26 protein-coding genes are annotated in these 25018 nt (G+C 63.6%); 18 read left to right on the top strand and 8 right to left on the bottom strand.

Annotated features, from left to right (window positions below):
* Nucleotides 1-44 precede the first annotated feature (44 nt).
* The 14 genes from rpsT (at nt 45) to DXY02_RS11150 (ending at nt 17117) form a co-directional block, all read left to right on the top strand.
* Nucleotides 45-341, top strand: a complete 297-nt coding sequence (gene rpsT, locus DXY02_RS11210) for a 30S ribosomal protein S20 (protein WP_011365018.1) — start codon at nt 45-47, stop codon at nt 339-341.
* 48 nt (nt 342-389) lie between these two features.
* Nucleotides 390-1178, top strand: a complete 789-nt coding sequence (locus DXY02_RS11205; RefSeq protein WP_114989430.1) for a TatD family hydrolase — start codon at nt 390-392, stop codon at nt 1176-1178.
* A gap of 281 nt (nt 1179-1459) precedes the next feature.
* Complete coding sequence (gene rpoB / locus DXY02_RS11200) at nt 1460-4753, top strand: DNA-directed RNA polymerase subunit beta (protein WP_114989429.1); 3294 nt, start codon at nt 1460-1462, stop codon at nt 4751-4753.
* A 48-nt stretch (nt 4754-4801) separates the two neighbouring features.
* Entirely contained in the window at nt 4802-6706 is a 1905-nt protein-coding gene (locus tag DXY02_RS11195; RefSeq protein WP_114989428.1) for a DNA-directed RNA polymerase subunit gamma, read from the top strand.
* A gap of 47 nt (nt 6707-6753) precedes the next feature.
* A complete protein-coding gene (locus DXY02_RS11190; RefSeq protein WP_114989427.1) occupies nt 6754-10842 on the top strand; it encodes a DNA-directed RNA polymerase subunit beta' in 4089 nt (1362 codons plus the stop codon).
* Nucleotides 10843-10877: 35 nt separating this feature from the next.
* A complete protein-coding gene (locus DXY02_RS11185) occupies nt 10878-11030 on the top strand; it encodes a high light inducible protein (RefSeq protein WP_114989558.1) in 153 nt (50 codons plus the stop codon).
* A complete protein-coding gene (gene rlmN, locus DXY02_RS11180) occupies nt 11027-12085 on the top strand; it encodes a 23S rRNA (adenine(2503)-C(2))-methyltransferase RlmN (protein ID WP_114989426.1) in 1059 nt (352 codons plus the stop codon). Before DXY02_RS11185 ends, rlmN begins: the two co-directional genes overlap by 4 nt.
* A gap of 54 nt (nt 12086-12139) precedes the next feature.
* Nucleotides 12140-13894, top strand: a complete 1755-nt coding sequence (locus DXY02_RS11175) for a sodium:solute symporter family protein (RefSeq protein WP_114989425.1) — start codon at nt 12140-12142, stop codon at nt 13892-13894.
* Between the two features lie 30 nt (nt 13895-13924).
* The gene (locus DXY02_RS13130; protein ID WP_011365010.1) at nt 13925-14050 is read left to right on the top strand and encodes a hypothetical protein; all 126 of its coding nucleotides are present in this window, start codon (nt 13925-13927) and stop codon (nt 14048-14050) included.
* 30 nt (nt 14051-14080) lie between these two features.
* Nucleotides 14081-14893, top strand: coding sequence for a HEAT repeat domain-containing protein (locus tag DXY02_RS11170; protein ID WP_114989424.1), 813 nt, complete (start codon nt 14081-14083; stop codon nt 14891-14893).
* A gap of 75 nt (nt 14894-14968) precedes the next feature.
* Nucleotides 14969-15172 carry a DUF2997 domain-containing protein gene (locus DXY02_RS11165; protein WP_114989423.1) on the top strand — a complete coding sequence of 68 codons (204 nt, stop codon included), beginning with the start codon at nt 14969-14971 and terminating at the stop codon, nt 15170-15172.
* On the top strand, nt 15172-15564 hold the full coding sequence (locus tag DXY02_RS11160) for a DUF1257 domain-containing protein (RefSeq protein WP_114989422.1): 393 nt from the start codon (nt 15172-15174) through the stop codon (nt 15562-15564). Before DXY02_RS11165 ends, DXY02_RS11160 begins: the two co-directional genes overlap by 1 nt.
* 3 nt (nt 15565-15567) lie before the next feature.
* On the top strand, nt 15568-15918 hold the full coding sequence (locus DXY02_RS11155; protein WP_244594226.1) for a ferredoxin: 351 nt from the start codon (nt 15568-15570) through the stop codon (nt 15916-15918).
* Entirely contained in the window at nt 15918-17117 is a 1200-nt protein-coding gene (locus DXY02_RS11150) for an aldo/keto reductase (RefSeq protein ID WP_114989420.1), read from the top strand. Before DXY02_RS11155 ends, DXY02_RS11150 begins: the two co-directional genes overlap by 1 nt.
* 9 nt (nt 17118-17126) lie before the next feature.
* Here the strand turns inward: DXY02_RS11150 and rsmG are convergent, their stop codons facing one another.
* On the bottom strand, nt 17127-17858 hold the full coding sequence (rsmG, locus tag DXY02_RS11145) for a 16S rRNA (guanine(527)-N(7))-methyltransferase RsmG (protein ID WP_114989419.1): 732 nt from the start codon (nt 17856-17858) through the stop codon (nt 17127-17129).
* A 25-nt stretch (nt 17859-17883) separates the two neighbouring features.
* Here rsmG and DXY02_RS11140 point away from each other — a divergent pair, with 25 nt between their 5' ends.
* Entirely contained in the window at nt 17884-18423 is a 540-nt protein-coding gene (locus DXY02_RS11140) for a J domain-containing protein (RefSeq protein ID WP_114989418.1), read from the top strand.
* Nucleotides 18365-18637, top strand: coding sequence for a DUF3143 domain-containing protein (locus tag DXY02_RS11135; protein WP_244275852.1), 273 nt, complete (start codon nt 18365-18367; stop codon nt 18635-18637). Before DXY02_RS11140 ends, DXY02_RS11135 begins: the two co-directional genes overlap by 59 nt.
* 11 nt (nt 18638-18648) lie before the next feature.
* Here DXY02_RS11135 and bioA read toward each other — a convergent pair whose 3' ends face one another.
* Entirely contained in the window at nt 18649-19947 is a 1299-nt protein-coding gene (bioA, locus tag DXY02_RS11130; protein WP_114989417.1) for an adenosylmethionine--8-amino-7-oxononanoate transaminase, read from the bottom strand.
* A gap of 22 nt (nt 19948-19969) precedes the next feature.
* Here bioA and DXY02_RS11125 point away from each other — a divergent pair, with 22 nt between their 5' ends.
* The gene (locus DXY02_RS11125; RefSeq protein ID WP_114989557.1) at nt 19970-20239 is read left to right on the top strand and encodes a hypothetical protein; all 270 of its coding nucleotides are present in this window, start codon (nt 19970-19972) and stop codon (nt 20237-20239) included.
* A 4-nt stretch (nt 20240-20243) separates the two neighbouring features.
* Here DXY02_RS11125 and DXY02_RS12750 read toward each other — a convergent pair whose 3' ends face one another.
* From DXY02_RS12750 to DXY02_RS11105, 5 genes are read right to left on the bottom strand one after another with little or no spacing between them, the layout of a single operon-like run.
* Nucleotides 20244-20399: a hypothetical protein gene (locus tag DXY02_RS12750; protein WP_170951574.1), complete on the bottom strand. Its 156-nt coding sequence runs from the start codon at nt 20397-20399 to the stop codon at nt 20244-20246.
* Nucleotides 20396-21055: a dethiobiotin synthase gene (gene bioD / locus DXY02_RS11120; RefSeq protein WP_114989556.1), complete on the bottom strand. Its 660-nt coding sequence runs from the start codon at nt 21053-21055 to the stop codon at nt 20396-20398. The genes DXY02_RS12750 and bioD overlap by 4 nt, the downstream gene beginning before the upstream one ends.
* A complete protein-coding gene (locus DXY02_RS11115; RefSeq protein ID WP_244276303.1) occupies nt 21052-21864 on the bottom strand; it encodes a methyltransferase in 813 nt (270 codons plus the stop codon). Before DXY02_RS11115 ends, bioD begins: the two co-directional genes overlap by 4 nt.
* Nucleotides 21798-22484 (bottom strand): alpha/beta hydrolase, encoded by a 687-nt coding sequence (locus DXY02_RS11110; RefSeq protein WP_244276301.1) that lies wholly within the window; start codon nt 22482-22484, stop codon nt 21798-21800. The genes DXY02_RS11115 and DXY02_RS11110 overlap by 67 nt, the downstream gene beginning before the upstream one ends.
* Nucleotides 22484-23623 (bottom strand): 8-amino-7-oxononanoate synthase, encoded by a 1140-nt coding sequence (locus DXY02_RS11105; RefSeq protein ID WP_114989414.1) that lies wholly within the window; start codon nt 23621-23623, stop codon nt 22484-22486. The genes DXY02_RS11110 and DXY02_RS11105 overlap by 1 nt, the downstream gene beginning before the upstream one ends.
* Nucleotides 23624-23677: 54 nt before the next feature.
* Here DXY02_RS11105 and DXY02_RS11100 point away from each other — a divergent pair, with 54 nt between their 5' ends.
* On the top strand, nt 23678-24598 hold the full coding sequence (locus tag DXY02_RS11100) for a bile acid:sodium symporter family protein (RefSeq protein WP_114989555.1): 921 nt from the start codon (nt 23678-23680) through the stop codon (nt 24596-24598).
* Here DXY02_RS11100 and DXY02_RS11095 read toward each other — a convergent pair.
* Nucleotides 24595-24825: a hypothetical protein gene (locus tag DXY02_RS11095; protein WP_114989413.1), complete on the bottom strand. Its 231-nt coding sequence runs from the start codon at nt 24823-24825 to the stop codon at nt 24595-24597. The genes DXY02_RS11100 and DXY02_RS11095 overlap by 4 nt on opposite strands.
* Nucleotides 24826-25018 lie beyond the last annotated feature (193 nt).

Raw genomic sequence — 25018 nt, 5'->3', positions numbered from 1 at the left:
GTCAAGGAGTAAGGTGCTGGATTGTTCGCAACGTTGAAGCCTCAGTGGCCAATAACAAGTCAGCCAAGAAGCGGATTGAGATTGCTGAGCGCAACCGTCTGCGCAACCGCACCTACAAGTCGTCGATGCGCACCCTGATGAAGCGCTGCTTTGCCGCCTGTGACGCCTACAGCGCCACCCCTGGTGATGAAGCCAAGGCCAGCGTGCAGACCTCCATGCGTGCCGCCTTCAGCAAGATCGACAAGGCCGTGAAGGTGGGTGTACTGCACCGCAACAACGGTGCCAACCAGAAGTCCCGCCTCAGTGCGGCCGTCCGCAAGGTGCTCGAGCCCGCCAGCTGATTCGGTTTCAATCGGCAGAATGGGCCGAAAGCGCGTTTCGGCCCAGCTGTGTCCCCCACCCCGACGTTGATCGACAGCCACTGTCACATCGTCTTCCGCAACTTTGACGACGACCTCGATGAGGTGGCCTCACGCTGGCGTGAGGCTGGGGTTGGTGCACTGCTGCACGCCTGCGTCGAACCCTCCGAAATCCCGGCGATCCGCGCCCTGGCGGATCGATTCCCGGAGATGCGTTATTCCGTCGGCGTCCATCCCCTGGACACCGAGCATTGGCGGGATGACACGGTGGCGGTGCTGCGCCGGGCAGCTCTCGAGGATGATCGGGTGGTCGCCATCGGCGAGCTCGGCCTCGATCTCTTCCGAGACAAGAATCTCGAGGAGCAGCTTGCTGTGCTGCGCCCTCAATTGGACCTGGCGGTGGAGTTGAACCTGCCGGTGATCATTCACTGCCGGGATGCCGCCGAGCCGATGCTGGAGGAACTGCGGGCCCGCAAGGCGCAGGGCCGTTGCCCCGGAGGGGTGATGCATTGCTGGGGCGGTACCCCCGATGAAATGCACCAGTTCCTGGAGCTCGGCTTCTACATCAGCTTCAGCGGCACCGTCACCTTCCCCAAGGCGGAGCCCACCCACGACTGCGCCCGTCAGGTGCCGGAGGATCGTTTCCTGGTGGAAACCGATTGCCCTTTTCTGGCTCCTGTGCCCCGCCGCGGCAAGCGCAATGAGCCGGCCTTCGTGGCGTCCGTTGCCACGCGGGTGGCTGAGCTGCGCGGCGTGGATCTCGACAGCGTGGCCTGCAGCAGCACCGCCAACGCCCGGCGTCTGTTCCGACTCCCTTAACCGGAGTTCCAAAGGAGTCGAGTCCATATGTAAGATGTTGTATTGGCCTGGCCATGCGCAGGATTCCTTCTTGTGTGTGGTGCCTGAAGCGTCCATTTTCTTCCGGTGCACTTGTCGTCGTCAGCTGATCTGACCCGCGATTTCTGAACAGCAGCAGCGGCGCTGTCGGTTCCGTCCTGGAAACCGTCGGTGCCGCTGTTGTGTCGAATCGTCCTGTTAGGTGAGCTTCTGCCGCCAATCCAGTCCTCCCCAGTCCCTTCGTCCTCTCTGCCGGTCCCCGCATGAGCAGCAGCGCGATTCAGGTCGCCAAGACCGCCACCTACCTCCCTGATCTGGTGGAGGTGCAGCGGGCCAGCTTTAAGTGGTTTTTGGATCAAGGTCTGATCGAGGAGCTGGAAAGCTTCTCTCCGATCACGGATTACACCGGCAAGCTGGAGCTGCACTTCATCGGTAGCGAGTACCGCCTGAAGCGCCCCCGCCACGATGTGGAAGAGGCCAAGCGCCGTGATGCGACTTTCGCGTCACAGATGTATGTGACCTGCCGCCTGGTCAACAAGGAGACCGGTGAGATCAAGGAGCAGGAGGTGTTCATCGGCGAACTGCCGCTGATGACCGAGCGCGGCACGTTCATCATCAACGGCGCTGAGCGCGTGATCGTGAACCAGATCGTGCGCAGCCCCGGTGTCTATTTCAAGGATGAAATGGACAAGAACGGCCGGCGCACCTACAACGCCAGCGTCATCCCCAACCGGGGTGCCTGGCTGAAGTTTGAGACAGATAAGAACGACTTGCTCCACGTTCGTGTGGACAAGACCCGCAAGATCAACGCGCATGTGCTCATGCGTGCCATGGGTCTGTCTGACAACGACGTGCTCGACAAGCTGCGTCACCCCGAGTTCTACAAGAAGTCGATTGATGCCGCCAACGACGAGGGCATCAGCTCGGAAGACCAAGCGCTGCTTGAGCTCTACAAGAAACTCCGTCCCGGTGAACCCCCCTCAGTGAGTGGCGGTCAGCAGCTGCTGCAGACCCGTTTCTTCGATCCCAAGCGCTACGACCTCGGTCGGGTCGGCCGCTACAAGATCAACAAGAAGCTGCGCCTCACCATCCCCGACACGGTGCGCACCCTCACCCATGAGGACGTGCTCTCCACGCTCGATTACCTGATCAACCTGGAATTGGATGTCGGCGGCGCCAGCCTCGACGACATTGATCACCTCGGCAACCGCCGCGTGCGTTCCGTGGGCGAACTCCTGCAGAACCAGGTTCGGGTGGGTCTGAACCGTCTTGAGCGGATCATCAAGGAACGGATGACCGTTGGCGAAACCGATTCGCTGACCCCGGCCCAGTTGGTGAACCCCAAGCCCCTGGTGGCGGCGATCAAGGAGTTCTTCGGCTCCAGCCAGCTGAGCCAGTTCATGGACCAGACCAACCCTCTGGCTGAGCTCACCCATAAGCGCCGCATCTCGGCCCTTGGACCCGGCGGTCTCACCCGTGAGCGTGCCGGCTTCGCCGTCCGCGACATTCACCCCTCCCACTACGGCCGTCTCTGCCCGATTGAGACGCCGGAAGGCCCCAACGCCGGTCTGATCAACTCCCTGGCCACCCACGCCCGGGTCAACGAGTACGGCTTCATCGAAACGCCGTTCTGGAAGGTGGAGAACGGTGTCGTTCTAAAGGACGGCGATCCGATCTACCTGTCTGCCGACCGGGAAGACGAAGTGCGCGTCGCCCCTGGTGACGTGGCCACCGAGAACGACGGCCGGATCTCGGCGGATCTGATTCCTGTGCGTTACCGCCAGGACTTCGAGAAGGTCCCCCCTGAGCAGGTCGACTACGTCGCCCTTTCACCGGTGCAGGTGATCTCCGTGGCAACGTCCCTGATCCCCTTCCTGGAGCACGACGACGCCAACCGCGCCCTGATGGGCTCCAACATGCAGCGTCAGGCTGTGCCGTTGCTGCGTCCTGAGCGTGCCCTGGTGGGCACCGGCCTGGAAACCCAGGTGGCCCGCGACTCCGGCATGGTGCCGATTTCCCGGGTGAATGGCACCGTGACCTATGTGGATGCCAACGCCATCGTTGTTCAGGACGAGGACGGCAACGACCACACCCACTTCCTGCAGAAGTATCAGCGCTCCAACCAGGACACCTGCCTGAACCAGCGCCCGATCGTCCGCTGCGGTGATCCGGTGATCGTCGGCCAGGTGATGGCGGATGGTTCCGCCTGTGAAGGCGGTGAGATCGCCCTGGGTCAGAACGTTCTGATCGCTTACATGCCCTGGGAGGGTTACAACTACGAGGACGCGCTGCTGGTCAGCGAGCGTTTGGTCACCGACGACCTCTACACCTCGGTTCACATCGAGAAGTACGAGATCGAAGCGCGTCAGACCAAGCTCGGACCTGAAGAGATCACCCGCGAAATTCCAAACGTCGCTGAGGAAAGCCTGGGCAACCTCGACGAGATGGGCATCATCCGCGTGGGCGCTTTCGTTGAAAGCGGCGACATCCTCGTGGGCAAGGTGACGCCCAAGGGTGAATCCGATCAGCCGCCGGAAGAGAAGCTGCTGCGTGCGATCTTCGGCGAGAAGGCGCGCGATGTGCGCGACAACTCCCTGCGGGTGCCCGGCACCGAGCGTGGCCGCGTTGTGGATGTGCGCATCTACACCCGTGAACAGGGTGATGAGCTGCCACCCGGCGCCAACATGGTGGTGCGGGTGTATGTGGCCCAGCGCCGCAAGATCCAGGTCGGCGACAAGATGGCTGGCCGCCACGGCAACAAGGGCATCATCAGCCGCATCCTTCCTCGGGAGGACATGCCCTATCTGCCCGATGGCACCCCGGTCGACATCGTGCTTAACCCCCTGGGTGTGCCGAGCCGGATGAATGTGGGTCAGGTGTTCGAGCTGCTAATGGGTTGGGCAGCGTCCAACCTGGATTGCCGCGTGCGCATCGTTCCCTTCGATGAGATGCACGGTGCTGAGAAGTCCCAGCAGACCGTCGAGACCTTCCTCAAGGAAGCCGCCAAGCAGCCCGGCAAGGGTTGGGTGTACGACCCTGAGGATCCCGGCAAGCTGCAGCTGCGGGATGGCCGCACCGGTCTGCCCTTCGATCAGCCCGTGGCTGTGGGTTACTCCCACTTCCTCAAGCTGGTTCACCTGGTGGACGACAAGATTCACGCCCGTTCCACCGGCCCCTACTCACTGGTCACCCAGCAGCCCCTGGGCGGTAAGGCACAGCAAGGTGGTCAGCGTCTGGGTGAGATGGAGGTGTGGGCCCTCGAGGCCTATGGCGCCGCATACACCCTGCAGGAACTGCTCACGGTCAAGTCCGACGACATGCAGGGCCGCAACGAAGCCCTCAATGCCATCGTCAAGGGCAAGCCGATTCCCCGCCCGGGTACACCGGAATCCTTCAAGGTGCTGATGCGCGAGCTTCAGTCCCTGGGTCTGGACATCGCCGTCTACACCGACGAAGGCAAGGAAGTGGATCTGATGCAGGACGTGAACCCACGTCGCAGCACCCCCAGCAGGCCCACCTACGAATCCCTCGGCGTCGCGGATTACGACGAGGACTGACGGATCAACGAACGAACCGATTCCCCGCTCCTTCTTCCTTAACCGTCAATGACCAACAGCAACCTCCGCACCGAGAACCACTTCGATTACGTCAAGATCACCCTCGCCTCACCCGATCGGGTGATGGAGTGGGGACAGCGCACCCTGCCCAACGGCCAGGTGGTCGGTGAGGTCACCAAGCCGGAGACCATCAACTACCGCACCCTCAAGCCCGAGATGGACGGGCTGTTCTGCGAAAAGATCTTTGGCCCGTCCAAAGACTGGGAATGCCACTGCGGCAAGTACAAGCGGGTGCGTCACCGGGGCATCGTTTGTGAACGCTGCGGTGTGGAGGTCACCGAGAGCCGCGTGCGTCGTCACCGCATGGGCTTCATCAAGCTGGCGGCCCCCGTCTCCCACGTCTGGTACCTGAAGGGGATCCCCAGCTACGTGGCCATCCTGCTCGACATGCCCCTGCGGGATGTGGAGCAGATCGTTTACTTCAACTGCTATGTGGTGCTGGATCCCGGCGACCACAAGGACCTGAAGTACAAGCAGCTGCTCACCGAAGACGAGTGGCTGGAGATTGAAGACGAGATCTACGCCGAAGATTCCGAGATCGAGAACGAGCCCGTGGTGGGCATCGGTGCAGAGGCCCTAAAGCAACTGCTGGAAGACCTCACCCTCGATGAAGTGGCTGAGCAGCTGCGTGAGGAGATCAACGGCAGCAAGGGCCAAAAGCGCGCCAAGTTGATCAAGCGCCTGCGCGTGATCGACAACTTCATCGCCACCAACGCTCGTCCCGAGTGGATGGTGCTGGATGTGATCCCGGTGATTCCTCCCGACCTGCGCCCGATGGTGCAGCTCGATGGTGGTCGCTTCGCCACCAGCGATCTCAACGATCTCTACCGGCGGGTGATCAACCGCAACAACCGTCTGGCGAGGCTCCAGGAAATCCTGGCCCCTGAAATCATCGTCCGCAACGAGAAGCGGATGCTGCAGGAGGCCGTCGACGCCCTGATCGACAACGGCCGTCGCGGTCGCACCGTCGTGGGTGCCAACAACCGTCCGCTCAAGTCACTGAGCGACATCATTGAAGGCAAGCAGGGCCGCTTCCGTCAGAACCTCCTGGGTAAGCGGGTCGACTACTCCGGTCGTTCCGTGATCGTGGTGGGTCCGAAGCTGAAGATGCACCAGTGCGGTCTGCCCAAGGAGATGGCGATCGAGTTGTTCCAGCCCTTCGTGATCCACCGCCTGATCCGCCAGAACATCGTCAACAACATCAAGGCGGCCAAGAAGCTGATTCAGCGGGCCGACGATGAAGTGATGCAGGTGCTGCAAGAGGTGATCGACGGCCATCCGATCCTGCTGAACCGTGCTCCAACCCTGCACCGTCTAGGCATTCAGGCCTTTGAACCCAAGCTGGTGGATGGCCGTGCCATTCAGCTGCACCCCCTCGTCTGCCCAGCCTTCAACGCTGACTTTGACGGTGACCAGATGGCCGTTCACGTGCCCCTGGCCATCGAGGCGCAGACCGAGGCCCGCATGCTGATGCTGGCCAGCAACAACATCCTGTCGCCTGCGACCGGTGAGCCGATCATCACCCCGTCCCAGGACATGGTGCTCGGCTCCTACTACCTGACGGCGCTGCAACCCGGTGTCTCCAAGCCCGACTTCGGCGATCGCAGCTGCACGTTCGCGGGTCTGGAGGATGTCATCCACGCCTTCGAAGACAACCGGATCGGTCTGCACGACTGGGTGTGGGTCCGCTTCAACGGTGAAGTTCAGGACGATGAAGAGCTGGATGCGCCCAGCAAGAGCGAATCCCTCAGCGATGGCACGCGCATCGAAGAGTGGAGCTACCGCCGCGACCGTTTCGATGAAGACGGTGCCCTGATCAGCCGCTACATCCTCACCACTGTGGGCCGCGTGGTGATGAATCACACGATCATCGACGTGGTGGCCGCCGCCTGAATCAAGCCAGACGTCCTTCCTTCTTAACTCCTGATCCGCGCGCAGCCATGACCTCGTCCTCGAAATCCCGCAAGTCCAAATCCAGCAAGGCCTCCAAGGCCGCCAAAGAGGCTCCCGTGAGCGCATCGCGTCCGCTCTCGAAGACCCCACCGCCGTTCCGTAATCAGGTCATCGACAAGCGGGCCCTCAAGCAGCTCGTCGCCTGGTCCTATAAGAACCACGGCACTGCGGTGACGTCGGCCATGGCCGACAACCTCAAGGATCTCGGCTTCAAGTACGCCACCCAGGCGGCTGTGTCGATCTCCGTTGACGACCTCAAGGTGCCCGAGGCGAAGAAGGATCTGCTGGGCCAGGCCGAGGAACAGATCACGGCCACCGAAGAGCGCTATCGCCTGGGTGAAATCACCGAGGTGGAGCGCCACACCAAGGTGATCGACACCTGGACCGAGACCAACGAGCGTCTGGTGGATGCCGTCAAAAAGAACTTTGACGAGAACGCACCGCTGAACTCGGTGTGGATGATGGCCAACTCCGGCGCCCGGGGAAACATGTCCCAGGTGCGTCAGCTGGTGGGCATGCGCGGCCTGATGGCCAACCCGCAGGGTGAAATCATCGACCTTCCGATCCGCACCAACTTCCGTGAGGGTCTGACGGTCACCGAGTACGTCATCTCCTCCTATGGCGCCCGGAAGGGTCTGGTGGATACGGCGCTGCGCACCGCTGACTCCGGTTATCTCACCCGTCGTCTGGTGGACGTTGCCCAGGATGTGATCGTCCGTGAGGACGACTGCGGCACGACCCGCCACATCGTGGTGGATGCTGAGGACGGCAAATTCGGCAGCCGGCTTGTGGGTCGCCTGACCGCCGCCCAGGTGGTGAATGCCGATGGCGAGGTGCTGGCTGAGCGCGACACTGAAATCGATCCGCCGCTGTCCAAGTCCTTCGAGGCCGCTGGCGTCAAGGCCGTGAGTGTGCGTTCGCCGCTCACCTGTGAAGCCAACCGTTCCGTTTGCCGCAAGTGCTACGGCTGGGCGCTGGCCCACAACGAACTGGTAGACCTGGGTGAAGCCGTCGGCATCATCGCGGCCCAGTCGATCGGTGAGCCTGGAACCCAGCTCACCATGCGGACCTTCCACACCGGTGGTGTGTCCACCGCTGAGACCGGTGTGGTCCGCTCCAAGCTGGCGGGCACCGTCGAGTTCGGCAGCAAGGCGCGGGTGCGTCCCTACCGCACCCCCCACGGTGTGAATGCCCAACAGGCTGAGGTTGATTTCAACCTCACGATCAAGCCGTCCGGCAAGGGCAAGGCCCAGAAGATCGAGATCACCAACGGCTCCCTGTTGTTCGTCGACAACGGTGCTGACATCGATGCCGACGTCACCGTGGCGCAGATCGCCGCTGGTGCGGTCAAGAAGAGTGTGGAGAAGGCCACCAAGGACGTGATCTGCGACCTGGCTGGCCAGGTGCGCTACGAGGAGGCGATCCAGCCCCGTGAGGTCACCGACCGCCAGGGCGACATCACCCTCAAGGCACAGCGTCTCGGTCGGATGTGGGTGCTTTCTGGCGACGTCTACAACCTGCCGCCCAACGCTCAGCCCGTGGTCACCAGTGAGACCCAGGTCACTGAGGGTCAGGTGCTGGCCGAAGCCAGCCAGCGGAGTGAGTACGGCGGTGAAGTGCGCTTGCGCGACTCCATCGGTGATTCCCGTGAGGTGCAGATCGTCACCACGGCGATGACCCTCAAGGACTTCAAGCTGCTGGAGGAGTCCACCCACTCCGGTGAGATCTGGAACCTCGAGGCCAAAGACGGCACCCGTTACCGCCTCAACACCATCCCCGGCAGCAAGATCGGTTCCGGTGAGGTCATCGCTGAACTGGCGGATGACCGCTTCCGCACCGGCACTGGTGGTCTGGTGAAGTTCGCTCCTGGTCTGGCGATCAAGAAGGCCCGTTCCGCCAAGAACGGTTACGAGGTCAACAAGGGCGGCACCCTGCTGTGGATCCCCCAGGAGACCCACGAAATCAACAAGGACATCTCCCTGTTGATGATCACCGACGGTCAGTGGATCGAGGCCGGCACCGAGGTTGTTAAAGACATCTTCAGCCAGACCGCGGGCATCGTCACCGTCACCCAGAAGAACGACATCCTGCGCGAAATCATCGTCCGCAGTGGTGAGTTCCACCTCTGCACCGATGCCAAGACGCTGGAGCGTTTCGAGGGTGATGGCCAGATGGTCAACCCCGGCGAAGACATCGCCAAGGGGCTGTCCGTTGACACGATGAAGTACGTGCAGACGGTGGAGACCCCCGAAGGCAAGGGTCTGCTGCTGCGTCCGGTTGAGGAGTACACCATTCCCAACGAGGCCCAGCTGCCTGAGCTGTCCCATGTGAAGCAGGCCAATGGCCCTCACCTCGGCATCAAGGCCACCCAGCGTCTGGCGTTCAAGGACAACGAACTGATCAAGTCCGTTGAAGGTGTGGAGCTGCTCAAGACCCAGCTGCTGCTCGAGACCTTCGACACCACCCCGCAGATGACGGTGGATGTGGAGAAGGCTCCCGACAAGCGGGCCAAGACTATTTCCCGTTTGCGCCTTGTGATCCTCGAGTCGATCCTGGTGCGTCGCGACACCATGTCCGACTCCAGCCACGGCTCAACCCACACCGAGCTGCAGGTCGAAGATGGTGTGTCTGTGAAGGCTGGCGATGTCGTCGCCACCACGCAGATCCTCTGCAAGCAGGCTGGTCTGGCGCAGTTGCCTGAAGCCACGGAAGCCGACCCGGTGCGTCGGATGATCGTGGAACGCCCCGAAGACACCACCACCCTGAGCACCTCCGGCAAGCCGGTGGTGAGCGTTGGTCAGCGGATTGTCGATGGCGATGCCCTTGCCGACGGCGAAACCGCCACCTGCTGTGGTGAGATCGAGGCCGTCAGCGGCAACAACGTCACCCTGCGTCTGGGACGTCCCTACATGGTGTCGCCCGACTCCGTCCTGCACGTGCGTGATGGAGATCTGGTGCAGCGCGGTGATGGCCTGGCCCTGCTGGTGTTCGAACGCCAGAAGACCGGCGACATCGTTCAGGGTCTGCCTCGAATCGAGGAATTGCTGGAGGCCCGTCGCCCCCGTGAATCCGCGATTCTCTGCAAGAAGCCTGGCACCGTTGAGATCAAGCAGGGTGAAGACGACGAGTCCCTCGCCGTCAACGTGATCGAATCCGATGACGCCATCGGTGAATATCCGATCCTGCTCGGCCGCAACATCATGGTGAGCGATGGCCAACAGGTCACCGCTGGTGAACTGCTGACCGATGGCCCGATCAACCCCCACGAGTTGCTCGAGTGCTACTTCGAAGATCTGCGCAGCCGCAAGCCTCTGATGGAGGCCGCCCAGGAGGCGATCGCCAACCTGCAGCACCGTCTGGTGACTGAGGTTCAGAACGTCTACAAGTCCCAGGGCGTCTCGATTGACGACAAGCACATCGAGGTGATCGTCCGTCAGATGACCAGCAAGGTGCGGGTTGAAGATGCCGGCGATACCACCCTGTTGCCAGGTGAGCTGATCGAACTACGTCAGGTGGAAGACACCAACCAGGCAATGGCGATCACCGGTGGCGCTCCCTCCGAGTTCACCCCGGTGCTGCTGGGTATCACCAAGGCGTCGCTAAACACTGACAGCTTCATCTCCGCAGCCTCCTTCCAGGAGACGACCCGGGTGCTCACAGAAGCCGCCATCGAGGGCAAGAGCGACTGGCTGCGTGGTCTCAAGGAGAACGTGATCATCGGTCGCCTGATTCCTGCAGGTACCGGCTTCAGCGGCTTCGAAGAAGAGCTGCAGAAGGAGGCTGGCCCCCACCCCGACATCCTTTCGGAGGACCCGGCCGGTTACCGCCGCATGCAGAACCTGCGTCCCGACTACACCGTCGACATGCCCCCTGCGGCCAGCGCCAGTGCGGTGCTGGATGACCCCAGTGACGCCGATCTCGAGGCCACCCGCACCCGCCACAACATCGACCCCTCGGCGAGCAATTTCGCCGCGTTCACCCGTCCGGACGCCGACAATGAGCTGAAGGAAGAGCAGGTGGTCGATGCTGAAGCCGTTGAGGGTCTTCAGGAAGAGGGCCTGCTCTCTGACGAATGAGCTCTGCTCAATCGTTCACCATTGCAGCCCCTTCCATGCTTGAGCCCACTGAGATCCCCAAGAGACACCTGCCCAAATATGGGTTCCACACCCATACTGAGCGGCTGAATGGACGTCTGGCCATGCTTGGCTTCATCGCCCTGATGGCGGTGGAGATCAAGCTTGGCCATGGTCTGCTGATCTGGTGACCCAGGCTCTGCTGGGTCGCAGCGCGGCCGAGCTGCAGGACTGGGCCGTCGCCCAGGGACAGAAGCCGTTTCGCGGCCGTCAGCTGCATGACTGGATCTATGCCAAGGGGGCTCGATCCCTGGCCGACATCACGGTCTTCCCCAAGACCTGGCGTGCCGCCTTGTTGGAGAGCGGCATTGATGTGGGCCGGCTGAAGGAAGTGCATCGTTCGGTGGCCACGGATGCCACCACCAAATTGCTGCTCTCCACCGAGGACGGCGAAACCATCGAAACGGTCGGGATTCCCACCGACCAACGGCTCACCGTCTGTGTGTCCAGCCAGGTGGGTTGTCCCATGGCCTGCCGCTTCTGTGCCACCGGCAAAGGGGGGTTGCAGCGTTCACTTCAGACCCACGAAATCGTGGATCAGGTGCTGAGTGTGCGTGAGGCGATGGACCGTCGTCCTTCCCACATCGTGTTCATGGGCATGGGCGAGCCTCTGCTCAACAGCAGCGCTGTGCTGGAGGCGATCCGCTGCCTCAATGATGATCTCGGCATCGGCCAACGGCGCATCACCGTCAGCACGGTGGGTGTTCCGAAAACCTTGCCGCAACTCGCGGAACTGGCCATGCAGCGGCTGGGCCGCGCCCAGTTCACCCTGGCGGTGAGCCTCCATGCCCCCAACCAGCGGCTGCGCGAGGAGCTCATTCCCACAGCCCATGCCTATCCCTATGACGCTCTACTTGAGGATTGCCGTCACTATCTGGATGTGACCGGTCGGCGGGTGAGTTTTGAGTACATCCTGCTCGGTGAACTCAACGATCAACCCGAGCACGCCGCAGAGCTGGCGGATCGCGTTGGTGGTTTCCAGAGCCACGTGAACCTGATCGCCTACAACCCAATTGAGGAGGAGGAGTTCAAACGACCAACGCCGCAGCGGATCGAGGCGTTTCGTCGTGTTTTGGAGCGGCGCGGTGTTGCCGTGAGCCTCAGGGCCAGCCGGGGGCTCGATCAAAATGCCGCTTGCGGTCAGCTCCGGCGTCAGCAGATGGCCCCCAATTCCTCCGGCAGCTGACGGGTGGGCTGATGCCCTGTTCCTCAGCAGACTGCTAAGGAACAGGGTCTGCGCATGACAGCGATCGATTGGCTGCTTCTCGCTGCTTACCTCGTTCTCACCCTGCTGTTGGGGTTGTGGCTGGCCCGCCGCAACAGCGGCGAGGCGGATTATTTCGTGGCTGGCCGTCGTCTGAACGGTTGGTTGGCCGGCGCCTCGATGGCGGCCACCACCTTCTCCATCGATACGCCGCTTTACGTCGCCGGCCTGGTGGGTGCCCGCGGCCTGGCGGGCAACTGGGAGTGGTGGAGCTTTGGTTTGGCCCACGTGGCCATGGCTGTTGTCTTCGCACCCCTCTGGCGCCGCAGCGGTGTGCTCACCGACGCCGCCTTCACCGAGCTGCGCTACGGCGGAGCGGCGGCGGCTTGGTTGCGCGGCATCAAGGCTTTCCTGCTGGCCGTGCCGGTGAACTGCATCGGCATCGGCTATGCCTTCCTCGCCCTCCGCAAGGTGGTGGAAGCGCTGGGGCTGGTGTCGGGTCAACCCGCAGCACTGGGACTGACGGACACGGTCTGGCTCTTGATGGTCGTGGCTCTGCTTGTGATGAGTTACACCGTGGCCGGTGGGCTATGGGCCGTTGTGGTCACCGACCTGGTCCAGCTTGTGCTGGCGTTGGCGGGTGCCCTGGCCGTGGCCGCGGCTGCCCTCCATGCCGCAGGAGGGATGACAGCGTTGTTGGAACAACTGCAAGCGCTGCAGCGGCCGGAGCTGCTCTCTCTGGTGCCCTGGACCTGGGATGGTGCGGGCTTCCACTGGTTGCAGGGAAGTGGCATCAGCATTCCGATGTTCACGGCCTACATCGCTGTGCAGTGGTGGAGTTTCCGTCGCAGCGATGGGGGTGGCGAGTTCATCCAGCGCATGCTGGCCACCCGCGATGAGCAGCAGGCGCGGCTGGCGGGTTGGGTGTTTCTGGTGGTGAATTATCTCGTGCGCAGCTGGCTCTGGATTGTGGTCGCGTTGGCGGCCCTGGTGCTGTTGCCGGCTGGCGCTGATCTTGAGCTCGGCTATCCCGCCCTGGCCGTGCAACTGCTGCCCCCGGTGGCGCTCGGCCTGGTGGTGATCTCTCTTGTGGCGGCTTTCATGAGCACCGTGAGCACCTCGGTGAACTGGGGAGCCAGCTACCTCACCCACGACCTCTATCAGCGCTTTGTTCGGCCTTCTGCCGGTTCGCGGGAGCTGTTGCTGGTGGGACAACTCACCACGGTTCTGCTGCTCGTTCTTGGGGTGATCACCGCTTTGATCAGCGACAGCATCGGCACGGTGTTTCGGCTGGTGATCGCGATCGGGTCCGGCCCGGGTGTGGTTCTGGTGCTGCGCTGGTTCTGGTGGCGTGTGAACGCCGCGGCGGAGCTGTCGGCGATGCTGTGCGGCTTTTTCGTTGGGGTGTTCACCTCGGTGGTGCCCCTTGTTCGGATCGAGGATTACGGGGTTCGCATTGCGGTGATCACCGGCCTCTCCGCTGTGGTCTGGTTGACGGTGATGCTGAGCACACCGCCGGAATCGGACGGTGTTTTGGAGCGGTTTGTGCGGACGGTGCGTCCACCGGGCCCCGGTTGGTCACGCCTGCGCCAGCGCTTCGGCGTCCTGCCGATGGAGTCGTTGCCGGCCATGCTGCGACGCTTCGTGCTGGCCTGTGGTGTGTTGTTTGGCGGCCTGCTCGGCACTGGAGGCTTCCTGCTGCTTGAACAGTGGAGTGGCTGGATCGGTCTGTCGGTGTTGATCCTCTCGATCTGGCAGCTGCGGCGGCGAGTCGATGCCGTGCCCTCTTGAGCAGAATGTCGCCTTGATTGGCCTGTTCCGGTGTCGTTTTTTCGTTCCACGCTTCTGCCGGCTCTGATTGTTCTTCTGTTTGCCCTGGCGTTGTTCGCTGTGAGTGCCCGCATCTGGCTTCCCGGTGACATGCTGGCTCCAGCCCCGATGGGTTGAGCTCTGGAATGGGTCCCGTAGCATCCCCGCATGACTGACGACCGCAGCCAACAGAAGGACCAGGGGCTGTCCAGCCTTTCTGTGGATCCTGATCTGCTGGCGCGTGAGCTGGCGGCGGAAGACGACGTTGATCCACTTGATGCGATCCAGCTCGATGACGCCGAGCAGGATTCCTCGCTGGAGATTGCCCGGGCCTGTGACCAGGGCCTGGTCTTGTTGCGTGGCAACCACGGAGAACGGCTGCAAGGGCTGCAGGTGTTCTGTGAACACCGTGATCCCCGTTCGATTGCCCTGCTGCTGCCCTTGCTCCAGAACTCCTGTCCGGTGGAGCGGATGAGTGCCGTCTACGCCTTGGGCCGCAATCCATCACCGCCGGCTGTTGAGCCGCTGTTGCAGCTGCTGCAGCTCGATGCCAATGCCTACGTTCGCAAGGCTGCGGCCTGGAGCCTGGGCAATTTCCCCGATGCTCCGGTGCTCAATCCGTTGATCCGGGCGCTGCAGACGGATGTCGCAGCGGTGCGCCTCTGGTGTCCGGGATCCCTGGCGGAAGCGGGCAGCCGTTCCCCGGTCAAGGCCGACCCTGCGGCGGGGCAATTGCTGGTGAGTCTGCGCATCGACAGTGAAGCGGTGGTGCGCAGCAACTGCATCTGGGCTTTGGGCCGTTTGATGGATCAGCTGGTGCAGCCGCGGCAAGCCGAGATTGTTGAAGCCCTGGTGAGTGCCCTGCTCCATGACGGGGAGATCTCCGTGCGCGATGAGGCCAGAACGGCCCTCGAGCAGCTGGAGGATCCGCTGGTGCTGGAACGCCTGCAGGCGTTGATCAACGACGGTTTCATCCTGTAGCGCCGCTCTTGTAACGGCAAACGCAACATTCAGGGGTGACCCCCACTAGATTGCTGCGCAAATCACGCTTCTTCGATGCCTCAGAAGACCATTCGTTTCACCATTCGGCCTGACGGTCGTGTGGAAGAACGGGTCGAGGGTGTTGCTGGTGAAGCGTGCCAGCAGCTCACTGAAGAAGTGGAAGCTGCTCTTGGAACGGTTGAACGTCAGGAGTCCACATCCGAAGCGTTTCTGCAGTCTGAGGTCCAGTCCCAGTCTCTTCCTGCTCATTTGAACTGATGTCGCATTTCAGCACCGTCAAAACCGAACTGCGTCAGCTGGAGCCTCTGGTGAAGTCCCTGGAAGACATGGGCTATGCCCCTGATCAGGGTGAGCGACCGGTGCGCGGCTACCGCGGCCAGACCGTCACCGCTGATCTGGCCATCGCCGTGCAGGACGGTGGTGATATCGGTTTCCGCTGGAACAGCGCATCGGAGTCCTACGAGCTGGTCACCGACCTCGATCTGTGGAAGCAACAGATCCCCGTGGAACGTTTTCTCTCCAAGCTCACCCAGCGCTACGCCCTGAACACGGTTCTGGCTGCTACCACCAAGGAAGGATTTCAGGTTGCCGAGCAGACCCAAACCGAGGATGGTTCGATCGAACTCGTGGTGACCCGCTGGGACGCCTGAACCCTGGCTGATCCTTCGTCTCACGCCTTTTCTGCCCCCGCTCGCCCGCAGGAGCAGGCCACCGGGAGAGAACCCCTGCTCGGGGGCGACATGCGCGATCAGGCTGTCTGGGTTGATGAGGCCGTCTGCATCGGCTGTCGCTACTGCGCCCACGTGGCTGCGAACACCTTTGTTGTTGAGCCGCATCTGGGACGATCAAGGGCCATCCGACAGGACGGTGACTCCACCGAATGCATTCAGGAGGCCATCGACACTTGTCCTGTGGATTGCATTCACTGGGTTCCCTTTGAATCGTTGGAAACGCTGCGGCGAAACCTGATTCGCCAGAATCTGCAACCGCGTCCCCAGGGTTGATGGCGCTTCCCACCCGCCGATTCGGCCGCACGGATCTTGAGATCCCCCTGTTGTCTCTCGGGGGAATGCGCTTTCAGCAGAGCTGGACCGACCTTCCTGCTGATGAGATCACGGCTGCGTCGCAGACCCAGCTCGAGGCGACCCTGAAGCGCGCGGTGGATCTGGGCTTTCACCACGTGGAAACGGCGCGGCACTACGGCAGCTCCGAGCGTCAGCTGGGTTGGGCCCTGCCGCGCACACCCGACCCCTCCCGTCTGCTGCAGAGCAAGGTGCCTCCCCGGCCTGATGCAAGCGCCTTCGAGGCGGAACTGGAGCTCAGTTTTGAGCGGTTGGGCTGTGATCGCCTGGATTTACTGGCCATCCATGGCATCAACCTTCCAGAGCATCTCGAGCAGACCCTTCAGCCCGGGGGCTGCATAGAGGTGGTGCGCCGCTGGCAGGCGGAGGGCCGCATTGGTCACGTGGGTTTCTCCACCCATGGCCCCACAGCCTTGATCGCACAGGCCTGCGACTCCGGTGCCTTCGATTACGTGAATCTTCACTGGTATTACATCCGCCAGGACAACGGCCCTGCCTTGGATGCGGCCCGCCGTCAGGACATGGGGGTGTTCATTATCAGCCCCACGGACAAGGGCGGCCATCTGCACTCGCCATCCCAACGGCTGTTGGAGCTGTGTGCACCGCTGCATCCCATCGTCTTCAACGACCTGTTCTGTCTCCAGGATCCGCGGGTTCACACCATCAGTGTGGGAGCGGCCCGGCCGGAGGATCTCGAGCTTCACCTGGAGGCGTTGCAGCTGCTGCCGGAGGCAGCGTCCTTGGTTGCTCCAGTGGATCAGCGGCTTCGGCAAGCGGCCGATGAAGCATTGGGTCGTGACTGGATGGCCACCTGGTCCGTCGGGCTGCCGCCTTGGCATGCGACGCCTGGGGAAATCAACCTGCCGGTGTTGCTTTGGCTGTACAACCTGCTGGAGGCCTGGGATCTCGAGAGTTATGCCAAGGCCCGCTATGGGTTGCTGGGCTCCGGCGGCCACTGGTTTGCAGGGGCCAATGCCGATGGCTTTGATGCGGAGGTCAGTGCCGAAGAGCTGCAGAGCGTCCTGCAGGAGAGTCCGTGGCGTAAGCGCATCCCGGAGATTCTGCGCAGCCTCAAGCAGCGGCTCAAGGGCGAATCCCAGATGCGCTTGTCGAGCGTCTGAGCGTTCCTCTTAGCTCCCCAGAGGATCCCGGCTGGGTGTTCCCACCGCCCTTGGGTAGCTGCGGGGGCAGGGGCCGTTCGGTTGCACCCGCAGCAGGTGCCGCGTGCCGCGATCACCGGGCAGTTGCCGGTGTTGCACCTCGATCAGATGGCCCTTAAGCAGCCGCAGGGCCCTGTTGAACGGCACGGCATCGCTGTCCGTCCACTGGCCCCGATACAGCAGGGCCTGGCCGTCGCTCTTCAGCAAGGGCACCAGGTATTCGGCCACCACGGGAGCTGCTGCCACAGCCCGGGCCACGGCGCGATCGAAGCTGCCGCGGAACTGGTGATCGCGCCCGGTGGTTTCGATCCGCTCGGTGCGGACCCATACCCGATCGGCAAGGCCCAGGCTTCCGGCCATGGCCTCCACGGCGGCGGTCTTGCGTCCGACGGAATCCAGCAGGGTCACCTGTGCCTGGGGAAGGGCAATGGCGATGGCGAGGCCGGGGAAGCCTCCTCCGGTTCCCACATCAATCCAGTGCTGCGGCTCGTCTCCGGACTGGAGTTCCGCCGCCAGCGGCCAGAGGCTGTCGAAGACCTGACCAATCCAGAAATCGTCGCCGTTCACCAGGCGCGTCAGGTTGACCCGTTCATTCCAGCTTTGCAGCACGCTCTGAAGCTCCATCAGCTGGTCGCGCTGCGCCTGCGATGGCTGCCATCCCAGGGCGTCCCAGAACGCCGGTTCAGGCGCGGTGGCGGCCATGGCTGCAGCAACAACTCTTCTTAGGATGAAGGACCGGCCGTCCCCTGTGTCCGAAGCCCGCCCCAGCCATCACGAACGGCTTGGCGTGCGTCCCGGAGTTGACGCTGAAACCTTGCGCCAGGCCTTTCGACGCCAGTCCAAGGCCCTGCATCCCGACACCACGCAACTGCCGCCCGAGCAGGCCAGCATTGCGTTTCAGCAGCTCAAGGAGTCCTACGACGTTCTGCTGCGTCAGAGCCAGGCAACCCTCAGTCTTGGCGCCCAGGCGCCGTCATCGCCCCCGCCACTGCAGCGGGAATCCCGCCTGGATGCCTGGCAGGGCATTGGTCAACGCAGGCCCCTCTCCGGTGGGGAATGGTTCTCGCTGGTGCTGTTGAGCATCGCGCTGTTGCTCAGCCTGGTGCTGGGGTTGGGGGTGGCGCTTGCCCAGGGCCGCGATTGGCAGGTGTCGCCGAGTTGGCTGGCGGATGAGCAGACTCAGAACACATCCGTGCGTTCGCAACCTGATGGCCGCCCTGCCCCCGGAGAGCATCCCGCTGAATCAGCACTCTCTCCCGGCGCTTGAGGCTTGGCTCCAGCAGCTGGGTGCCGTCCGCATGGACGACAACCCCTGCCAGTGGATGCTCGAGCGTTCTGAATGGCGAGCGTTGTTGCTGCTGGAACGGGAGGACCTCAAAGTGATCTGGCACCCGGGTTCCCTGGAGGCCATGGTGCAGTGTTCGCTGCCCTATGGCCTCTCCAGGGCCGATGTCGAGGCGGCGATTCAGGCGGGGCCCTGAGGCCAGCAGCTTCAGAGCTGATCGAGGGCCTGTTCCAGCACCGAATAGCAGCGTTCCAGCTGGGCATCGCTGATGCAGAGCGGTGGCAGCAGATAGACCACCTGGCCCAGGGGGCGGAGGAAGACGCCGTTCTCCATCGCCATCCGTTTCAGCTTCGGCCCCGCCGGGTTGAGGTAGCCCGAGCTCCCCTCCACAACGAGGTCGAAGCCGGCCACCGTCCCCGTCAGCCGGGGATGTTGCACCTTCCGATGGCGCGCCAACCGTTCCAGATGAGGACGATGCCGTTGTTCGAACTGTTGAAAGGCAGCGGGGTTGCGCTCTAGCAGGTCGAGGCTGGCGTTGGCCGCGGCGCAGCCCAGCGGATTGGCCGTGAAGCTGTGGCCGTGCCAGAGGGTCAGGCAGGGGTCGTCACCGACGAAGGCTTCGAACACCGCTTCGCTGGCCATGGTCACGCCCATCGGCAGACATCCCCCCGTCAAGCCTTTGGACAGGGCCATCAGATCCGGCCGGATGCCCGCCTGCCGGCTGGCGAACCAGTCGCCGCAGCGTCCGAAGCCGGTGAGCACTTCATCGGCGATCAGCAGGGCTCCCGCCTGGCGGGTGCGTGCCTCCACCTGCCTCAGAAACTCCGGCCGCACCATGGCCATGCCGCCGGCCCCCTGGAGCAGCGGTTCGAGGATCACCGCCGCTGTCGGTGTCTCCAGCACGCGCTCGAGCACCTCGAGTGCCGCCGATTCCTTGGCCTCCACGGCATCGTCGTCCCACCAGGTGGCCGGCCAGGGAACCCGGGCGACGGGAAAGAGCTTGTCTTCGAAGGGGGCGCTGAACAGGTTGCGTTCGCCAACGGCCATCGCTCCGAAGGTGTCGCCGTGATAAGCCCCGTCGAAGGCGACGATCTGATAGCGCGGTTGGCCCCGGTTCGCCCACCACTGGCAGGCGATCTTGAGCGCCACTTCCACCGCCGTGGAGCCGTTGTCGGAGAAGAACAGCCGTTGCAGGCCGCAGAGGCCGCTCAGGCGTACGGCCAACTGTTCCGCAGGCTCATGTGTGAAGTCGGCAAAAATTACCTGCTCGAGGCGGGCGGCCTGATCGGCGATGGCCTTGGCCAACACCGGATGGGCATGGCCGTGCAGGGTGACCCACCAGCTGCTGATGGCATCGATCAGGGGCTCGCCTTGCTCACGGATCAGCAGGGCACCGTCTCCAGACACCACCCGTTGGGAGTTGGCTGCGCTGGCCATCTGGGTGAAGGGGGGCCAAAGATTCGGATGGCGGATCGACCCCATGGCAGCAGCGGCAGCTTTTGCCATATTGAATCTGGAGCTGTTGGAGATGCCCCGGATGGCTGCCCCACGCACCCGTCGTCAATCCAAGCGTTTTGTTCCCACCACGCGGCCTGAGCCGTCGGCCAAGCGACGTCTCGTTGTCCCTGAGGGCGACTGGCAAGCGATTCGCAGTGATCTCGAGCTGCGGGGTTGGTCCTCGTCCCAGCTGGAGGTGATCCAGGCTGAACTCAGTCACGGATGGCCGCTGCGCGTCGCCGTGCGACATGCCGCGATGCGTCTGGGCACCTGCCCCACCGGTTCAAAGGCCCTGGGCTGAGGGGTCAGAGGCAGACGTCACTGTTCTTTTCCGCCTCTGTGGCGATGGCGCTGCAGTTCACCCAGCGCACCAGCTGCACCTCGATGTCGGTGAACAGCACCAGAATCCCAACGCAGAGTGCTGAAACAGACAGGGTCGCGAGGGTTTGACGTGAAGTCACGGGGACGAGCGCTTCAACACTTCTCGGAATGTAGTGGTGAGATTCTGCTCGTGCCAAAGCCGCTCCAGAACCGTTGCTGAGAGCGAGGCTTGGGGCGGGAGCTGCGCCAGAACGGGGACGTCACCGAACTGCTTGAGGGTCCCCGGGTTGTCGGCATGGAGGGGGCCGTTGAGGATCAGTCCCAACACCGTGAGATTCCGCCGTCTCAACGCTTCCAGGCTGAGCAGGGTGTGGTTGAGGGTGCCCAGTCCACTGCGGGCCACCAGAACGATGGGCAACTGCCACTCCACCAGTTGCTCAATCTGGAGCCAGTTGCGGGTGAGGGGCACCATCAACCCTCCAGCCGTCTCCACCACCAGGGATCCCTGATGCTGGGGAATGGTGAGTTGGGCAGGGTCGAGTGGCGTGTCGTCCAGTTCGGCGGCCCAGTGGGGGGAGACCGGCTCTCGGAAGGCATAGGCCTCGGGCAGCATCCGTTCCGGCGGGAGGTTCAACAGCTGCCGCACCCGTTCGCGGTCACCGCCACCCTCCAGTCCGCTCTGCACCGGTTTCCAGTAGCTGGCCTGAAGCCCCTGCACGAGCCATGCGCTCACCACGGTTTTGCCGACGTCCGTGTCGGTTCCGCACACCACCAGGCGACTGACGCTGCCGTTCATCGCTTCACCATCAGGACCCACATCCTCCAGGTCAGGGCGAACCCGGCTGAGGCATCGGCTTGGGGCCAAGCCCGGAAGACGGCCTTCCATTGGCCTGGGGAGAGCTGGCCCCCGTTGGTGACGGAGGCGCCGATGTTGCTCATCGGTCGCAGCAGCCGCAGTGGATTGGCGGCGCGTTGGGTGAAGCTCAGGCACTCGTCCCGTTGCACCACCCCAGCCGGCAGGGCTGCCATCAGTTGCGCCCGCACCGGCATGGACAAGGCCGTGCAGGTTTGATTCGCTGCCCGGGCGGCGTGCTGCCATTGCGGAAAACTTCCAGCCACCGGCACCGCCAGGGCCAGCCAGCCCCCCTTTGGCAGGGCATCCACCCAACGCCGAAGCTGCTGGGCTGGATCCGGCAACCAATGCAAAACAAAGCTGGAGGCCAGCAGTTGCGGAGGCTCACTCCAGTTCGGTAACCCGCGGCTCAGGTCATGCCGCAGGGTGTGTGTTCCATGGGGGTGGCTGTTCAACATGGCGGCACTTCCGTCAAGACGGATTACCTGCTGGCCTGGATGAGCGACTTCCAGGGCTGCGGCCAGATGACCGGTGCCGCTGCCGAGGTCAGCCCACAGGCCGCGTCGGATGGAGCAGCGACGGCTCAGTTGGGCCAGGCGCCAGGCCATGGCCCGTTGCAGCAACGCCTCGCCTGCATAGGTCGGTGCTGCGCGACTGAAGCGCTCCAGCACCTGGTCGGGGTCAATCACAGGGCCCCCAGCCATTGCTGCACCACCGAGAGCACCGTTGGTGTGATCAGTGCGTGGCCCCAATTCGGATCCCGCTGCAGGGTCAGCGGTTGCGCTCCGAGGTCATCGATCAGCTGCTGTGCTGATGCGGCGTGCACCACAGCGTCCTGTTCGCCCTGCACCACCAGCACAGGCACCGCTTCAGGCCAGCCCGTTGGCAGGCTCTGGCAGCGCGCCAGAAGCTCCAGATCCTGCTGCAGCCGCTGGCGCCCCAGGCTCGTCAAACCCTGCAGCAGGGGGGCTGGGGGCAGGGCGCTGCGGGCATGGGGTGAAGCGGCTTTGTCGAGGAAGCGCTCCAGCATCATCAGTTCCTCGTCGGTGCCCAGGGCCGCCTGCATCCCCTTCAAAGCCACCGCCACCGCGCGCCCTGCGCGCCCGTGGGGCACGAAGGCGCTGAAGCTCCCCAGCAGCACCACCGCATCGGCCTGCGCCAGCAAAGCTGCCGGCAGCAGGTGCAGCCCCAGGGAGTGGGCGATCAACAGGTTGCGTCCTGGGCCGGGGGGCCATGCCGGAGTAACGGTCTCACCGCCGCTGTAGCCCCGGTCCGCGCTGGACCATTTCGCTCCCCCGTCTTCAAAGCGTTGACGCCAGTGGGACCAGGTGCCGGCCTGGCCAGCCCAACCATGCATCGCCAGGACCTGCATCATCGAGAGCCGAGGGCTGCGAGCAGTTGCTCCAATGTGCCCTCCGGCAGGTCCCGCCGCAGCACCAGGCGCAAACGGGCGGTCCCCTCCGGCACCGTGGGCGGCCTGATCGCCACCGACAGCAGCCCCGCCTGCTCCAGCTGTTGCTGGAGGTCGAGCGCGTCCTGGTCGTCCCCGACCAACAGCGGGAGAACGGGGCCGTGTCCTGCCGGTTTCGCCCAGCCCTGGTGCGCCAGTGCTGTCCTCCAGCGTTGCGAGCGCTGGCTCAGCTCGCTTCCCCAGTTGGGATGGGCTTGGATCAGGCGCAGGGCAGCCTGGGCTCCCGCCACCAGCGGTGGGGCCAGGGCCGTGGTGTAGCGGAAGGCCCCACTGGTCTGTAGCAGCAGCTCCATCGTGGTGTGGTCCCCAGCCAAAAACGCACCTCCGCTGCCGAAGGCCTTGCCGAAGGTGCCGCACACCAAGGCCACAGGCCGTTGGAGTCCATGGCAAAGCCCACGGCCGCCGGGCCCCAGCACCCCCAGTCCATGGGCTTCGTCCACCAGCAGCTGTGCACCGTGGTGGGCACAAAGGTCGGCGATGCCCTGCAGATCAGGGCTGGTGCCTTCCATGCTGAACAGGCTTTCCGTCACCACCAGTGGTGGCCGTGTTGTCGGCTTGAGCCGCTGCAGCCGTTGGTCGAGATCTTCAAGATCGTTGTGGGCAAAGCGTTGCAGCCGCGCCCCACTGGTGCGGACGCCGGCCAGCAGCGAGTGGTGGATCAGCCGGTCCACCAACACGATGGTGTGCCTGTCACTCAGGGCCGTTAGGGCGGCGATGTTGGCTTGAAATCCGCTGGGGAACAGCAGCACCCGGTCACGGTTCAGCCAGGTGGCGAGAGCTGCTTCCAGCTCCAGATGGCGTGGTCGGGTTCCGGTGATCAGGCGAGATCCACCGGCACCAACGCCATCGGAGGCCATGGCCTCCGATGCCGCTGCGCGCACATCGGGATGACGGCTGAGCCCGAGGTAGTCGTTGCTCGCCAGATCAACCAGCTGACCAGCTACGGCAGGATCCTGCAGCTGCCAGGGTTCCTGGCCGGAGTTCAAGCTCCGCAGGCGTCGGCGGCGGGCTGGGGGGATGGGAGAAGCGTGGTCCCGCATCACAACAGTCTGGAATCCGCCCTGAACAAGGATGGCCGCAATCCTCTGATCGTCATGACCTGGGAGCGTTTCACTCTGCTCTTCCCGCTTTGGACGTTGCTGGGAGCTCTGCTGGCCTTGCTGCATCCCCCGCTGTTCATCTGGTTTAAGGGGCCACTGATCGCCCTTGGACTCGGCGTGATCATGCTCGGCATGGGCGTCGGGTTGACACCCGCTGATTTCGTGAGGGTGGGTCGACGCCCTCGCGCCATGCTGCTGGGGGTGCTGGTGCAGTTCCTGGTGATGCCGGCCCTTGCCGCTGGGATCGCGGCGGCTCTTCATCTGCCTGCTCCGCTTGCGGTGGGCTTGATTCTGGTCGGCTGCTGCCCGGGGGGGACCGCCAGCAATGTGGTGGCTCTGATCGGCCGTGGCGATGTGGCGCTGTCGGTGGTCATGACCACGATCAGCACCCTGGCGGCGGTGGTGTTGACCCCGCGTCTCACGCAGGTGTTAGCCAGCCAGTACGTGCCGGTGGACGGTTGGGCCCTGTTCCTGGCCGTGCTTCAGGTGGTGTTGCTGCCGGTCACCGTTGGGGTTGTGCTCAAGAGTGGTTTGCCCGGTGTGGCCCAGCGGATTGAGCCGGTGATGCCTCCCCTGGCGGTGATGGCCATCGTGATGATCGTCTCCAGCATCGTGGGCAGCCAGACGGCTGTGCTGCGTCAGCAGGGGCCTGTGCTGATCCTGGCTTGCCTGCTGCTGCATGGCGGCGGCTTCCTGCTCGGCTGGCTGATTCCCCGGCTGGCGGGGCAGAGCGTGCAGGCCCAGCGCACCATCAGCATCGAGGTGGGCATGCAGAACTCGGGACTGGCCGTGGTGCTCGCCCGCAGTGGTGGGTTCGCCAGTCCCCTCACGGCGTTGCCGGGTGCCATCTCTGCAGTGATTCACTGCCTGATCGGCAGCGCCCTTGCTGCCGTGTGGAGGCGCCGCTCGCCCTAGGTCGAGTCCCCGTTGTGGAGTTCAAACAGCAGGCGGGCGGCGAGGCCGCGGGAGATGCGCCGTGCCACGAGCAGATCGCAGATCCAGGTGAACAGCGGCGGCGCATCGGTTGTAGATGCCAGGCGTTGTTCGAGGGCCTTCAGCTCCTTCACGTCGCGGCAGCCCCTCAGGGCATCGATCAGGGTGTCTTCAGCCGGCCGCGGCTTGGTGAGCTGAGTGCTGGTCACAGGCGGTGGGGCTTAATCCCCTCCGTCATGGCACTGGCGCAGTGCCCCTGTCACCCTTCGCCGCAGCGGAGGCAGGCACAAAAAAGGCTCCGGTTGTTTCACCAGAGCTCGAAGCATTCTCTTCATTATTTTTCATGATCTGGCTTGGTTCCGTCAAAGGAGGTCGGCACATCTGATTGATTGCATTGGCGCG

Origin of the sequence: Synechococcus sp. N19 (assembly GCF_900474045.1) — a bacterium.
Classification (GTDB): domain Bacteria; phylum Cyanobacteriota; class Cyanobacteriia; order PCC-6307; family Cyanobiaceae; genus Parasynechococcus.
The sequence above is the reverse complement of the archived record's forward strand: the minus strand, read 5'-3'. Positions and strand labels throughout refer to the sequence as shown.

Coding starts and splice junctions, on each gene's coding strand:
- rpoB (WP_114989429.1), top strand. CDS start 1,460: ATGAGCAGCAGCGCGATTCAGGTCGCCAAGACCGCCACCTACCTCCCT.
- DXY02_RS11195 (WP_114989428.1), top strand. CDS start 4,802: ATGACCAACAGCAACCTCCGCACCGAGAACCACTTCGATTACGTCAAG.
- DXY02_RS11190 (WP_114989427.1), top strand. CDS start 6,754: ATGACCTCGTCCTCGAAATCCCGCAAGTCCAAATCCAGCAAGGCCTCC.
- DXY02_RS11185 (WP_114989558.1), top strand. CDS start 10,878: ATGCTTGAGCCCACTGAGATCCCCAAGAGACACCTGCCCAAATATGGG.
- DXY02_RS11175 (WP_114989425.1), top strand. CDS start 12,140: ATGACAGCGATCGATTGGCTGCTTCTCGCTGCTTACCTCGTTCTCACC.
- DXY02_RS11170 (WP_114989424.1), top strand. CDS start 14,081: ATGACTGACGACCGCAGCCAACAGAAGGACCAGGGGCTGTCCAGCCTT.
- DXY02_RS11165 (WP_114989423.1), top strand. CDS start 14,969: ATGCCTCAGAAGACCATTCGTTTCACCATTCGGCCTGACGGTCGTGTG.
- DXY02_RS11160 (WP_114989422.1), top strand. CDS start 15,172: ATGTCGCATTTCAGCACCGTCAAAACCGAACTGCGTCAGCTGGAGCCT.
- DXY02_RS11150 (WP_114989420.1), top strand. CDS start 15,918: ATGGCGCTTCCCACCCGCCGATTCGGCCGCACGGATCTTGAGATCCCC.
- rsmG (WP_114989419.1), bottom strand. CDS start 17,858: ATGGCCGCCACCGCGCCTGAACCGGCGTTCTGGGACGCCCTGGGATGG.
- DXY02_RS11140 (WP_114989418.1), top strand. CDS start 17,884: ATGAAGGACCGGCCGTCCCCTGTGTCCGAAGCCCGCCCCAGCCATCAC.
- DXY02_RS11135 (WP_244275852.1), top strand. CDS start 18,365: ATGGCCGCCCTGCCCCCGGAGAGCATCCCGCTGAATCAGCACTCTCTC.
- bioA (WP_114989417.1), bottom strand. CDS start 19,947: ATGGCAAAAGCTGCCGCTGCTGCCATGGGGTCGATCCGCCATCCGAAT.
- DXY02_RS11125 (WP_114989557.1), top strand. CDS start 19,970: ATGCCCCGGATGGCTGCCCCACGCACCCGTCGTCAATCCAAGCGTTTT.
- bioD (WP_114989556.1), bottom strand. CDS start 21,055: ATGAACGGCAGCGTCAGTCGCCTGGTGGTGTGCGGAACCGACACGGAC.
- DXY02_RS11110 (WP_244276301.1), bottom strand. CDS start 22,484: ATGCAGGTCCTGGCGATGCATGGTTGGGCTGGCCAGGCCGGCACCTGG.
- DXY02_RS11105 (WP_114989414.1), bottom strand. CDS start 23,623: ATGCGGGACCACGCTTCTCCCATCCCCCCAGCCCGCCGCCGACGCCTG.
- DXY02_RS11100 (WP_114989555.1), top strand. CDS start 23,678: ATGACCTGGGAGCGTTTCACTCTGCTCTTCCCGCTTTGGACGTTGCTG.